Below are 13,840 nucleotides of genomic sequence, written 5' to 3'. Positions count from 1 at the left end.
TCTCAGGTCGGCTACGCATCGTCGCCTTGGTGAGCCGTTACCTCACCAACTAGCTAATGCGCCGCAGGCCCATCCGCAAGTGACAGATTGCTCCGTCTTTCGTCATCTCCCCAGGAGAGAAAATGAGATATCCGGTATTAGCTCACGTTTCCGTGGGTTATCCCGGTCTTGCAAGCAGGTTGCCTACGTGTTACTCACCCGTCCGCCGCTAACCATCAGAGGAGCAAGCTCCTCATCAAGTCCGCTCGACTTGCATGTATTAGGCACGCCGCCAGCGTTCGTCCTGAGCCAGGATCAAACTCTCCAAGAAAGTTGGAAGAATCTGCTCACCCGAAGGGAGTAGCTTTCCAACGAAAGTTTGTAGCTCATTTTGAAACTGACGAGATTGATTTAATCTCTTGTTGCTCCGGTCCGAAGACCATCGCATGTATACTCACTCGTTGTTCAGTTTTCAAAGATCAAACTTCGTCTTCGTTACCGCCTCATGTTTCAGCAGCAACTCTTATAATATATCATAGACTCAGTAGATTTGCAAGAACTTTTTTTAAAAAAGTTTTTCTATCAAATCTATTCTCTTTCCCAGCCACGCTAATTCATTAACTCGGCCGGATTTATAATTTATCACAGGTTTCATCGCCGCTGCAACACACAAAATATTCCATGTGTTAAATGATAGATTCGATACTATATTTTTACCCATAACAAATAAATTCTATCATAATTCGTGTACCCCTTTCATATATTCATATTAGGTCTTTGATAAAAGCAAGGTTAATTACGGTTTTTCATAGAGTACAGATCGCTCTAGCGTGAGTTTCGTATGCGGGATCAGCGATACAATTCCATGAAGTATAAAAGAATATTCCCCTGATCTCATAATAAAAAGCAGGCATTCCGACGACCATCTCGAAATGCCTGCTCCACTCACATCGTCTCGCTATCATCCATTAATCCATGGGTTTTTACGCGATCTTTCTGCAGCCGTGCTTTTTCTTTCCTTTTTGGCGGCGGGGGCTTTCGATTTATTAGCCTTTCCTTTGTCCTTCGATTCACTGAGCGTATTTACTTTCTTGAATGATGTTTCGCCATCAGAAGTCTCAAACTCCCCTACCTCGGATGCCTCATTGACCGCCGCCTCATTGATGGCAGCAGTTGCTTGAGCCTCCTCCTCCCCAATCGGGGCTGGATATGCAGAAGCTGGGTTACGGTCCCAATACGGAGCGTTCTCGGCAGCCCCTACAAAAGGGGCGTTTGGCCCACCATGCTCATACGCTCCCAATGTCGAAGGAACACCCATTCCATAGGGTGACGGATAGCACCAATCATATGGGGCGAGATAGGCATGATGCGGATGCATTCCCGGGTGGGCATATGCCGGCTCCATTTCAGGGTAATGATGCATTGGCGCGAAATTTGGATAGGCTTCTGCTGGGGACACCATCGGCATCTGGTTCGGATAGGCTTCCGCCGGGGATACCATCGGCATTTGGTTTGGATAGGCCGCTGCTGGAGATACCATCGGCATTTGGTTCGTGTACGCTTCTGCCGGGGATACCATCGGCATTTGGTTCGGATAGGCCTCTGTCGGGGATACCATCGGCATTTGGTTCGGATACGCTTCCGCCGGGGATACCATCGGCATTTGGTTCGGGTACGCTTCCGCCGGGGATACCATCGGCATCTGGTTCGGGTACGCTTCCGCCGGGGATACCATCGGCATCTGGTTCGGATGCGCTTCCGCCGGGGATACCATCGGCATTTGATTCGGATACGCTTCCGCCGGGGATACCATCGGCATTTGGTTCGGATAAACCTCTACCGGACTTACTTGAGCATTCGGAAACATTGCATTGGCGTTAGGGTATGCTGCCACCGGTTCGGCATAATGATGATCGTAGAATGGATCCATCCCCGAATAAGGCGAAACCACTCCCTGGCAACCGCATGGGCTAATAGGCGCATGACCGATGTGCATCGGATGATAATACGCTGGCTCTACGCTGTGCGGAAACGCCTCATTCGGCTGGTAATGGGCCGGCCCCACATGGATGGGCTCATAAGCGACCGGATGCTCATGATTTTCCCAATACGGCATATAGGCAGGGGACACACCTGTTGGAAAAGCGTTTGCGTTCGGCTCATACTCGGCTCCCTGAACGATCCCCGGATAATAGGACGTTTTCTGCTTGTTTTCTGTCATGGCGTGCTGCAGGTTCTCGTTCTCGGCATTCGGCATGTCGTAATAGGAAGCGACCTCATGTACAGGGCCCGGGTACTGAATAAAGAGGTTGTGCGTAACTTCGCTGTAAATGGCCTCTTTTTTGTAGGCCGGTTTCTTTTCGGCTGCCGGCATCACGTTGGGTTGATTTTCCGCCGCAGGCATGACGTTCGGTTTGTTTTCCATCATTGGCATCACATTGGGCTGATTCTCCGCTACGGGCATAACGTTTGGAAGGGTGTAGTTCGGCGAGGTCTTCTCGGGCATTTCCTGGTTCATCGACAGGTTGGGGAGCGGGGGAGGAGATGGTATGTTCGGGAGCTCGGGAAGCTGCTGCGGCAGCACCTGCGCATTGTTTTCTTCCATAGGAGCGGTAAGTTCTTCTTTATTCGGTTTCTCTGCTATCTCTTCCGGCTTCACATTCTCCTCAATCGGTGCCGTCATTTCTTCTTTGGGACCGGTATATGTTTTGTTGCCGGGGAGAGTTTTGGCATTCACATTCCCGTCTACACTCTCGGCTGTTACGCCTCCGACTTTAGGGATATTGACGACTTCCCCCACAAGGAGCGCATTCGGATTTTTGAGCTGCGGATTCGCGTCGATCATATCCTTGAGGGTAACGCCCCAGGCTTTGGACAATTTCCAAAGGCTGTCTCCCTGCTTGACGACGTGCTTATGGATGATTTGATCGTTGTTTGGAACCTGAATGGGTTCCGCAGGAATTTTGACTTTCTGTCCGACCGTAAGCTGGTTTGGATCGGAGATTTGCGGGTTGGCGTCGATTATTTTTTGCAAAGGAACGCCGTATTTTTTCGAAAGCTCATATAATGTGTCGCCACTTTTGACCATGTGTATTTTCACGCGGCAAATACCTCCTAAACTTCTTGTAGGCGTGTGGTTCGCCTCCATTCGTTACTACATCTTATGCAGGGGATGGGCGGATGACATCCCTTTAGACAAAAAAATCCTTTCACGATGAAGATCATGAAAGGATTTTAGAGAAAAATAGGTTATTAAAAAGCTGTCAGGATCAGGATTCCCAAACTTTGTAACCGTCCTGCTTAACGATTTTACGGAATTCTTCAAGAAGTTTCAAAGTGACCGGTCCGGCCTGTCCCTTGCCGATCACACGTCCGTCGATTTCGCGCGCGGCTATAACTTCGGCAGCGGTTCCGGTAAAGAATACTTCGTCAGCAATGTACACGTCGTGCATGCTGAACGGTTCTTCCTTCAGCTTATAGCCGAGCTTCTCACAGAGCTCGATAATTGCCATGCGCGTAATGCCTTCCAGGGCTCCAAGGTAGCAAGGAGGGGTGTAGACGACACCATTTTTAACGAGAAAAATGTTGTCGCCCGAGCCTTCGGTCACATATCCCTGAGCGTTCAGCATGATCGCCTCGTCCGCTTCCGCAAAGTTCGACTGGATTTTGACCAAAATGTTGTTCAGGTAGTTCAAGGATTTAATCTTCGGATTCAGCGCGTCAGGCAGGTTGCGGCGCTGCGACACCGATACCGCTCTCAGTCCGTTCAAATAGGCTTCCTCCGAATAAATCGCCAGCTGCTCCACAATAATAAGAACGGTTGGCTTCGGGCAACGTCTCGGATCCAGACCCAGGTTCCCCACACCGCGCGATACGATCAAGCGGATATATCCGTTGCGCATATCGTTCCGGCGAATCGTCTCCGCCATAGCGTCGCGCATTTCCTCGAAGGACAGCGGGATAACCAAATCGATCGATTTCGCGGAATCATACAGGCGGTCCAAGTGCTCCTTGCATTTGAAAATGTTGCCCTCATAGATTCGAATTCCTTCAAAAATGCCATCCCCATACAGGAAGCCGTGATCAAACACTGAAACTTTTGCGTTCTCTTTCGTTACAAATTCTCCATCTAAGTAAATCCACTGTTCTGACATCTGTTACCGCACCTCCGAATTTTGTTCCTGATCCTGATAAGTATAGCTCGGGTATGATCCCAGCACGCGTACCTGGCAGCCCAGCGCTTCAATCTCGCCGATGGCCGCCGTCAGCAGCACCGAATCCACGGATTCGAGCACATCGATATAAAAGTAATAGCTTCCCAGCTTTTTCTTGGTTGGTCTGGATTCAATCCGCGACAAATTCAAACGCCTCCAAGCAAAGGCCGAAAGCACCTGATGAAGCGCTCCCGCAAAATCTTCGGGCAGCGTCACCAGCACGCTCGTTTTTTGCTGCTCAACCGGCCGGTTGAGCGGCGGAAGTTCCCTATTTCCGATCAGAACGAACCGGGTAAAATTGTTGTCATGATCGGTAATGCGCTTGGCGAGCACGTCGAGCCCGTGAGTAGCCGCTCCAAGTGCGGTACCGATGGCGGCCCAGCCTTTTCCCGGATTGGCTTTAACGATACCTACGGCTTCGGTCGTGCTGCCTGCGTTGATCAGTTCGGCCTGAGGGGCGTGCTGGCGGATAAACTGCTGGCACTGCGCCGTGGCCACAGGGTGAGACAAAATTTTCTGAATCCGGCTGTAGTCGATCTCCCCTGCATCGGACATGAATTCCTGACGGTCACCGATCAAATTCTGGATCGACGGATAGACCCACTCCACCCGCATCGGAATATCGACTTCATTCACCAACCAGTCCATGTGCAGGCTTACCGAGCCCTCAATCGTGTTCTCGATCGGAATGACGCTGTAATCGGTTTTTCCTTGTGCCGTCGACAGAAAAACGTCGGAAATCAGCTTATGATATACCAACTCCACCGGCTCATTCCCGAGCAAATATGCCACGGCCTCGTGCGACACAGACCCTTCCGGCAATAATGCAATTCGTTTCATCTTACTTCCCCTTTACCATATCCATAAATGAACGGGACGGCATCCCGGAAATCTCAATGGCTCCATCCCTGTCCGGAAGCAGCCACCTGGCGGATGCGTTGATGCCCTCAGCCCTCATCGTATTCAGGAGGAAGGCTTCCAGTTCATTCTTTCTGGATTCATGGCGGTCCACCAAAGCGAGCAGCGTGGGACCCGCACCGCTCAGCGCTACGCCAAGCGCGCCGTGATCCGCCGCTTCCTCCAAAATCCGGGACATGCCCGGAATGAGGGGAGCCCGGTACGGCTGATGCATGCGATCCGACATCGCTTTCCCGATGAGATCCATCCGGCCGCCGGCCAGCGCTCCGACCAAAAAGGAGGCCCGACTTACATTATACACCGCATCCTTGCGGCTGATATGATCCGGTAAAACTTTCCTTGCTTCAGAAGTCGCGAGCTCAAAATCCGGTATGACGACCAGCACCTCCAGATCCTCAGGCGGATCAAAGCGGATGCATTCGGCATGAACGCCGTCCCAAATCGCTGTGATGATGCCACCGTACAGCGAAGCGCCGACATTATCGGGATGATCCTCAATGCCTGTGGACATATCAAATAACTCCGCTTTGGTCAGCGGTGATCCGATGAGCGCGTTGGCCGCAGCCAGTGCCCCGACAATCGCCGTGGCGCTGCTTCCCAGCCCCCGGGTCAAAGGGATGTCGGAATACATGGAAATTTCGATCTCGGGCACGTGAACTCCGGCACGCTCGAACACCTGCTGCGCGACTTGATATAAAAGATTGCTTTTGTCCTGGGGAATTCCCTGCATTTCGTCTCCGTACAAATGAAATACGGTATGTTCCGCTTCCTTCATCTCGATCCAGGCATAGAGTGACAGCGCCATGCCAAGCGTGTCGAAACCCGGACCAAGATTTGCGGTGCTGGCAGGGATTCTCACCCGCACGCCGCCAGGCTGAATCATACCCGTTCCTCTTCCAGCTTCGCGATGGCCTCCATAACGGCTTCTTCTGTATCCGGTACGACGACGGGTTCAGCGTTGACCGTTTTCAGCGCCACGTTCGGGTCTTTCAGTCCGTTACCGGTCAGGACACAGACAACCGTCTCACCGCCCTTGAAAAATCCCTCGCGCTTCAGCTTGTACACCCCTGCCACCGATGCGGCGGAAGCCGGCTCGGCAAAGACACCCTCACGTGCGGCAATGGTGCGGTATGCGCTCAGAATCTCATCATCGGTGACATAATTGATCTGGCCGTTCGATTCCTCCGCTGCAGCGACCGCCGTTTTCCAGCTGGCCGGGTTGCCAATCCGAATGGCGGTTGCGACCGTTTCCGGCTCGAGGATCGGCTCACCTTTCACGATCGCCATCGCGCCTTCGGCTTCGAAACCGACCATGCGCGGCAGCGAGGAGGCTTTACCGGCTGCGTGGTATTCTTTGAAGCCTTTCCAGTACGCGGAAATATTGCCCGCGTTGCCTACAGGAATGGCCAGCACATCCGGCGCTTTGCCGAGCTGGTCCACCACTTCAAAAGCGGCCGTCTTTTGCCCTTCAATGCGGAAAGGGTTGACCGAGTTCACGAGCGTAATCGGATGCTTGGCCGTAATGTCGCGGACGATCTCCAGGGCCCGGTCAAAGTTGCCTTCAATGGCAATCACCTTGGCACCGTAAATCATCGCCTGCGCCAGCTTACCGAGCGCAATGTTGTTATTCGGGATAAGGACGATGCAGTTCAATCCGCCGCGTGCCGCATAAGCCGCCGCTGCGGCCGAGGTATTACCCGTGGAGGCGCACATGATCGTACGGCTGCCTTCCTCTATGGCTTTGGCAACGGCCATCACCATGCCGCGGTCTTTGAACGAACCGGTAGGGTTCAACCCTTCATATTTAAAATAAAGATCGAGTCCAAGCTCCTCCGACAAATTTACGGCGCGGATCAGCGGGGTGTTGCCTTCCTTCAGCGTCAGGAGCGGCGTATTGTCGTTCACGGGTAAATATTCCTTGTACGTTTGCAGTAAACCTTGGTATGGCATCGTAAGACTCCTTTTCTGTATTCGAGGTAGTTATGAACAGGCGGGGTTACCCCTCAACCCGGTATACGCTCTTGATTCTGCGAATGACGTCCAGTCCTTCAAAATGCTGCAGCACCTTATCCATGCTCGCCTTGTTGGCTTGATGAGTCACGATGATAATTTCCGCTTCCGGATTCAGTTCGTTCGGCTGCTGTACGACGGATTCGAGGCTGACCCCGAATTCGGCGAACACCTGCGTAATTCTGGCCAGAACACCGGCTTTATCGTCTACATGCAGCAAGATAAAGTTCTTGTAGCTGATCTGATCATCGGTCTTCAGCTTCTTCGGCTTGTAAGGAACGATCGCTTTCAGGCCGTTGACGCCCAGTTTAAGGTTCTTGATGACGGCCATCAGGTCAGCCACAACAGAGGTAGCCGTCGGCATTTCGCCGGCGCCGGCGCCGTAGAACATCGTCTCGCCGACCGCTTCACCGTACACGTACACGGCATTGAAAACGCCGTTCACGGAGGCGATCGGGTGACCCTTGCGCACCATTGTCGGCTGGACGCTGATGCTGAACTGGTCATCCTGCCGGTCGGCAATGCCAAGCAGCTTCATTTCGTAGCCAAGACGTTTGGCATACGTAATGTCTTCCTTGGTCACCTGCGAGATGCCGCGCACGCTGACGTCCTTCAGCTCGATGTTGGAGCGGAAGCCGAGCGTGCCCAGAATCGCCATCTTGCGGGCGGCGTCCAATCCTTCGACATCAGAGGTCGGGTCGGCTTCAGCATAGCCCAGTTTTTGCGCTTCCTCCAGCACATCCTCATAGGACGCGCCTTCCTGGCTCATTTTGCTCAGAATATAGTTGGTCGTGCCGTTCACGATCCCCATAATCTTCAAAATGCGGTCCGAAGAAAAGCCTTCGATCAGCGTGCGGATGATCGGAATGCCCCCCGCCACACTCGCCTCGTAGAAGACATCGCACTGCTTCTCCTGAGCCTTGGCCAAAATCTCCGCTCCGTGCAGCGCCATCAGGTCCTTGTTGGCCGTGACGATATGCTTTCCGCGCTCCAACGCCTCCAAAATGTAGGTCTTGGTCTCATCTATGCCGCCCATCACTTCGACGATGACGTCGATTTCCGGGTCACGGATGACATCCCATGGATCTTCCGTCAATTTGCCTTGATCAACGGCTACGCTGCGCGTTTTCCCGGAGTTCTTCACCGCAATCCTTTCGATGACGACCGGAGAGCCCACCTGGCTGCTCAAATCCTCCTGATGGCCTTCCACGATCCTGACGACCCCCGTACCGACCGTACCCAGACCCAATAATCCAACTTTAACCGGCTTCATTCTCATACCTCCCGTGAATCTCCAAATAACGTTCTCTGTCTTCAGTGGCAATTGGCCCGCGGACTTACCCCTGTCCGATCAAATTCGCCCGTTTGACTCCCGCTACGTCACGCATGCCTTCCAGCATGTCCCCAAGCTCGTCGCCAAGCCGCGTCACTTCGACGGATATCACCACATTCGCCATCCCCTGCAAAGGAATACTCTGGTGGATCGTCAGTACGTTTCCGCCATAACCGGCCACCGTGCTCAGCACTTTCGACAGCATGCCGGCCCGGTGCTCCATATCGATGGAAATCGTCACGATCCGCTCGCGCTCCAACTGGTTGATCAGGTGGATTCCGTCTTTGTATTTATAAAAAGCGCTGCGGCTCAGGCCCACTTGTTCCACGGCTTCATGAACCGTCTTCGCATCCCCGGCAGCAAGCAGCTGTTTCACCTGCATCGTCTTGACAACGGCTTCCGGCAAAATGTCTTCCCGGACCAAATAATAGCGTTCTTTCACGAACGTCCTCTCCTCAAAGACTGATGTATTCATATAGTGGACATTATAAAGGAACCCTTGCCTGACGGTCAATAGTCCGACGCCTTTTTAATCTCCATCATACAAAAAAATGCCCGTAATGTAACGTAAAATGTCAGAAATAGAAGATCAGCGCAACAAAAAAACCGGACGCCGTATACGAAATATACGATGCCCGGTTCCTGTATTTTTAATAGTAGCTGCTGCCTTCTACAAACTCGAATTCAAAATCGGCGATCCTCACAATCGTGCCCTCGACGGCACCACGTTTGCGAAGCTCATCGTCGATCCCCATATGGCGCATCGTCCGCGCAAGCTTCAGAATGGCTTCATGCGAATTCATCTGCATGCGTTTGAGCAGGCGCTCAATCTTGACGCTGTGGACCACATAAGCCTCATTGTCTCTCGTAATCGTGAATGAGTTATCCTCGGTCTTATCCAGCTTGTACACCTTTCTCTCGGCGATTTCAGGCACCTCTTCCAGCTCCGCCTCCACGGGAATCTGATCCAGCAGATCCGCGGCCCGGTACAGCAGGTCCTGAACGCCCTGTCTTGTCAGCGAGGAGATCGGCATAATCTCCAGGTCAGGTCTGTCCTTGCCGACCTTTTCACGGAATTCGGCCAGGTTGTCTTCCGATTCCGGCATATCCATTTTGTTCGCTGCCACAATCTGCGGCCGCTCGGCCAGGTTCGCGTTGTACAGCTTCAGCTCGTCGTTGATCTTGACCCAATCCTCGTAGGGATCCCGGCCCTCGGATCCCGCCATATCCACAACATGGATAATGACACGGGTCCGCTCCACGTGGCGAAGAAACTCGTGCCCGAGGCCAACCCCTTCATGGGCACCCTCAATCAACCCCGGCAGGTCTGCCATTACGAAGCTTCGGCCTTCGCCGATGCCCACGACACCGAGGTTCGGCGTAATCGTCGTAAAGTGGTACGCCCCGATCTTCGGTCTGGCGCCGGAAACGACCGACAGCAGCGTGGACTTCCCTACACTCGGGAAGCCGACCAGACCGACGTCAGCCATTACCTTAAGCTCCATCACCACATACCGTTCCTGGCCTTCCTCCCCGTGCTCGGCGAGTTCGGGAGCCGGGTTGTTCGGGGTGGCAAAACGGATGTTGCCACGTCCGCCGCGGCCGCCCTTGGCAACGACGACCTGTTGTCCGTGACGCGTCAAATCGGCAATAACTTCGCCCGTATCATCGTCAATCAGCACAGTTCCTGGCGGGATGCGGACGATCATGTCCTCCGCCCCTGCGCCATGCTGGCTCTTATTGCGGCCCTTCTCGCCGCGTTTGGCTTTGAAATGGCGCTGGTATCTGAAATCCATCAGCGTGCGCAGACCTTCGTCCACACGGAAGATGACATCTCCGCCATTGCCGCCGTCACCACCGGCCGGCCCGCCTTCCGGAACGTACTTCTCCCGGCGGAAAGCCACCAGACCGTCACCCCCGTCGCCGCCTTTGACATAGACTTTCGCTTTATCTACAAACATGACTTCACCTTCCTCATGCTCCACACGGCACGCGCAATTCAAATGAAGCCTGAGTCGGATCGATCTGCTCTGCTTTCATTTTCTTGCCTTGTACCACATTATATATTTGCTGCCGAAGCAGTTCCGGATCCCCGTGGGACCCTTCTTCATCAAATCTCACGATCAGCTCGGAGCCTTCCTCATGAAGGCTCAGGAGCAGTTTGCGGGACTCGCCCCGCGATGACTTGCCGCTGTATTGATACGCCCGGATCGTCTGGATGACAGCCACGGCCAGGTTCGCCCCTTCTTCCTGGCTGAGGTTATTGATCAGCGTGATCTGATCATCCACATGAACGTCCAGTTCCAAATTGCTGTTGGTGCTGCGAAAAGACTGAAGATAGAAAATAAGCGAAGGAATACCCAGCTTGGCAATTTTGCTTTCGACAGCCATCTGTTCCTTTATTCTTTCCACACACTGAACCGCTTTATCACTTTTCCCGAGCTTGATATAACCATACAAAATTTGCAAATCGTTCATCCAATCATGGCGGTGATGGTTGAGCGTCCGGATGGCCGTCTGCTCGAGGCTGCGGATCACGGCATCATGATGATGCAATGTGCTCCGGCGAATCAGCGCATATCCGAGGGAAAGCACCGCTAATATCCACAGCGGAAGGATCATGTACCAAATCAATGAGCCGCCCCGATATATAAATACTAACGGAATAACGATTGAAATGACCGCAGCGGCCATTATGCTCTTCCCAAATTTCATAGCACTCCCCGTCCCCATCCCACACATGAGATTGTTAACATCATTGCCCAGTATACCATATTTGTCCAGTTATGTTCATCATTAATACATGGCCTACAAAATAACCCCACGAAGTGGGGCTTTTGCTCCGATACATATTCAAGTACTTTGCAGGGGCGCGCCCAAGAATATGCTTTAATTCAAAAAGAGCCCCCGGCAAGCATTGCCGGAGGCTTCTTGTTCATTCTGCGTTCGCAGACAATTAAGCTTCTACTGCTGCCGCTACAGGAGCGACATCCACAGGATAAACGCTCACTTTCTTGCGATCGCGGCCCCAACGTTCGAATTTCACAACGCCGTCCACTTTAGCAAAAAGAGTGTCGTCTTTGCCGATGCCCACGTTCGTACCAGGATGAATTTTCGTTCCGCGTTGGCGAACCAAGATGCTTCCGCCAGTAACGGTTTGGCCGTCAGCACGCTTAACGCCGAGACGTTTCGCTTGGCTGTCGCGTCCGTTCTTTGTGGAACCAACACCTTTTTTCGAAGCGAACAATTGAAGATTCAGCTTTAACATGTTGTCTCCTCCTTCTGTTAGTAATGTACTTCTTGTATTTGAATATACTTTCCGTATGATTCTGCTATAGAATTCAGCATAACCACCATCGATTCCAGCAGCAACTGAACCTGTTCGTGTACGCCTGATTCCTCCATCGAAGGAACGTCGGCGCTCAGAAAACCGTTGTTCATTCTGCTGTCCATGACCGTTCCGGTTAATGCTTCTACCGAATTGACCGTTCCCACCGTGACCGCTGATACCCCGGCGCATACGATGTCTTCTCCGGCCTTCGCGTAATTCGCATGCCCCTTCACTTCAAAGCCACGAATCTTGCCGTCTTCCCGGCGTAATATTCGTACGTTAATCAATTAGCGCACCTTCTTACGCTTGGATCTTCTCGATCGTAACTTTTGTGTATGGCTGACGATGACCTTGCTTCTTGTGGTAGTTCTTCTTAGGTTTGTATTTGTATACAACAACCTTCTGGCCCTTACCATGCTTCTCAACTTTAGCGGTTACGGATGCGCCGGATACGACTGGTGTTCCTGCCACCAGACCGTTGTCACCGGATACGGCCAATACACGGTCGAAAGTAACACTTTCACCATCGGCTGCATTCAGCTTCTCGATGAACAATACGTCGCCCTCTTGAACTTTGTATTGTTTACCGCCTGTCTCGATAATTGCGTACATTTGCTTGCACCTCCTCATGTCTCAGACTCGCCTAATCCAGGTGGCCTGCCGTCTTAAACAGCGGCACTTGTAAACCCGACCGGAGCGGTTACAGCATGTGACAAGCAATAAATACTGGACACATACTCATAGATATTAACATATCCGTGCATCATACGTCAATGCGCGCTCAGAAGGTTTATTTTTCCCGTCCCGCCGCATGCTTCGCATGGTTTGGAAAACATGACTACCGTGTCCTCCCTGACTTTCTTGCGGGTAAGCTCCAGCAGCCCGAGCTTGCTCCACCCGACGACATGGCTTTTGGTTCGGTCCCGGCTCATGCCCGCCTCCAGCCGGTTGACGACCTCCTGCCGGTTTTTCTCCTCTTCCATATCGATAAAATCGACGATAATGATGCCGCCGATGTCGCGAAGACGGATCAGTCGGGCGATTTCTTCGGCCGCCTGCAGGTTGGTCTTCGTGACCGTCTCTTCCAAATTACCGCCGCCGGTATATTTAGCCGTATTGACATCGACGACCGTCAGCGCCTCGGTCTGGTCCAGCACGATCGTGCCTCCGCTTTCCAGCGTCACCCTGCGCGCAAAATCCCGCTCCAGCTGCTCTTGAACGCCATGGGCCTTAAAGATATGCTCTTTGCCCTGGTGCATTTGAACGGGCCGGTGTCCGCCGTGGGCAATCTCCTCCAGAAACAGCTCGGCCTCTCTCGCCTCCGGCCTGCCGTCAATCCAGAGCTCGTCCTGCCCCGGATCGAACACGTCGCGGATAAACCGCTGCACGATGCTGAGATCCCGGTGCAGCAGGGACGGTGCCGTGCAGGCATCGGCCTTCTCCTGAATGCTTCGCCACTGTTCCCGCAGCGCGCTCAAATCCCCTTCGATGGCATCCGGATGCTCATCCTCGGAGACGGTCCGCATGATGACACCCTCTCCGTTCCTCCGGATGGAATCGCCCAGCACTTTAAGCCGGTTCCGGTCATGCTCACGGTAGACCTTCTTGGAGACGGCCACGTAATCCGCATGCGGCATATATACGATCCATCTGCCCGGAAGCGAATAATGCGTCGTCACCCTCGGCCCTTTGCCGCCAAGCGGCTCCTTCATCACCTGAACGACGATTTCCTGCCCGACGCGCAGCAGCGATTCGATATTCGGCTTGTCCTTCGGCTGCTTCTCCAGATGTGGATGCAGCACGTCATCCACGTATAAAAAGGCGTTTTTTTTCTGGCCGATATCTACAAACGCGGCCTGCATGCCGGGCAATACGTTGACGACACGCCCTTTGTAAAAGCTCCCGACCAGACTGTGCCCCTGGCTCCGCTCGGCAGCGAATTCCACCAGCTTGCCTTCCTCCAAGAGCGCCATCTGAGTCAGCTTCGGTTCGACGTGAACGATCATTTGTTTCATGGCTTCACCCCTGCCAGAAGACATATCCTTTTCATTGTAC

The 13,840-nt window shown here is 53.0% G+C and carries 13 protein-coding genes, 1 rRNA gene and 1 other annotated feature; all 14 genes read right to left on the bottom strand.

The annotated features are described in order from the left end of the window. Positions 1-310 (bottom strand): 16S ribosomal RNA (locus CJP46_RS30720); the annotation flags it as partial. A gap of 630 nt (positions 311-940) precedes the next feature. Further along, positions 941-3,079 (bottom strand): LysM peptidoglycan-binding domain-containing protein, encoded by a 2,139-nt coding sequence (locus CJP46_RS30715; protein WP_094599427.1) that lies wholly within the window; start codon positions 3,077-3,079, stop codon positions 941-943. 169 nt (positions 3,080-3,248) lie between these two features. Further along, positions 3,249-4,133 (bottom strand): branched-chain-amino-acid transaminase, encoded by an 885-nt coding sequence (gene ilvE, locus CJP46_RS30710; RefSeq protein WP_094599426.1) that lies wholly within the window; start codon positions 4,131-4,133, stop codon positions 3,249-3,251. 3 nt (positions 4,134-4,136) lie between these two features. After that, positions 4,137-5,033 carry a prephenate dehydratase gene (gene pheA / locus CJP46_RS30705; protein ID WP_094599425.1) on the bottom strand — a complete coding sequence of 299 codons (897 nt, stop codon included), beginning with the start codon at positions 5,031-5,033 and terminating at the stop codon, positions 4,137-4,139. Position 5,034: 1 nt separating this feature from the next. Then, positions 5,035-5,994 (bottom strand): homoserine kinase, encoded by a 960-nt coding sequence (gene thrB, locus CJP46_RS30700; protein ID WP_094599424.1) that lies wholly within the window; start codon positions 5,992-5,994, stop codon positions 5,035-5,037. Beyond that, entirely contained in the window at positions 5,991-7,061 is a 1,071-nt protein-coding gene (thrC, locus tag CJP46_RS30695; RefSeq protein ID WP_094599423.1) for a threonine synthase, read from the bottom strand. The genes thrB and thrC overlap by 4 nt, the downstream gene beginning before the upstream one ends. Positions 7,062-7,107: 46 nt before the next feature. Next, the gene (locus tag CJP46_RS30690; protein WP_094599422.1) at positions 7,108-8,394 is read right to left on the bottom strand and encodes a homoserine dehydrogenase; all 1,287 of its coding nucleotides are present in this window, start codon (positions 8,392-8,394) and stop codon (positions 7,108-7,110) included. Between the two features lie 64 nt (positions 8,395-8,458). After that, positions 8,459-8,896, bottom strand: a complete 438-nt coding sequence (locus CJP46_RS30685) for an ACT domain-containing protein (protein ID WP_076174428.1) — start codon at positions 8,894-8,896, stop codon at positions 8,459-8,461. A 208-nt stretch (positions 8,897-9,104) separates the two neighbouring features. Beyond that, complete coding sequence (gene obgE / locus CJP46_RS30680) at positions 9,105-10,415, bottom strand: GTPase ObgE (RefSeq protein ID WP_094599421.1); 1,311 nt, start codon at positions 10,413-10,415, stop codon at positions 9,105-9,107. A gap of 13 nt (positions 10,416-10,428) precedes the next feature. Next, positions 10,429-11,169: a Spo0B domain-containing protein gene (locus CJP46_RS30675; protein WP_094599420.1), complete on the bottom strand. Its 741-nt coding sequence runs from the start codon at positions 11,167-11,169 to the stop codon at positions 10,429-10,431. Between the two features lie 241 nt (positions 11,170-11,410). Continuing rightward, complete coding sequence (gene rpmA / locus CJP46_RS30670; protein WP_076174421.1) at positions 11,411-11,722, bottom strand: 50S ribosomal protein L27; 312 nt, start codon at positions 11,720-11,722, stop codon at positions 11,411-11,413. Between the two features lie 17 nt (positions 11,723-11,739). After that, complete coding sequence (locus CJP46_RS30665) at positions 11,740-12,072, bottom strand: ribosomal-processing cysteine protease Prp (protein WP_076174419.1); 333 nt, start codon at positions 12,070-12,072, stop codon at positions 11,740-11,742. A 13-nt stretch (positions 12,073-12,085) separates the two neighbouring features. Further along, positions 12,086-12,397: a 50S ribosomal protein L21 gene (rplU, locus tag CJP46_RS30660; RefSeq protein WP_094599419.1), complete on the bottom strand. Its 312-nt coding sequence runs from the start codon at positions 12,395-12,397 to the stop codon at positions 12,086-12,088. Positions 12,398-12,410: 13 nt separating this feature from the next. Beyond that, positions 12,411-12,497: a sequence feature (ribosomal protein L21 leader region), on the bottom strand. Between the two features lie 58 nt (positions 12,498-12,555). Beyond that, entirely contained in the window at positions 12,556-13,800 is a 1,245-nt protein-coding gene (locus tag CJP46_RS30655; RefSeq protein WP_094599418.1) for an Rne/Rng family ribonuclease, read from the bottom strand. Between the last annotated feature and the right edge of the window lie 40 nt (positions 13,801-13,840).

It is taken from the genome of Paenibacillus sp. XY044 (genome assembly GCF_002257645.1).
Classification (GTDB): Bacteria; Bacillota; Bacilli; order Paenibacillales; family Paenibacillaceae; genus Paenibacillus_AQ.
This window is presented reverse-complemented; position numbering and strand designations above follow the sequence as displayed.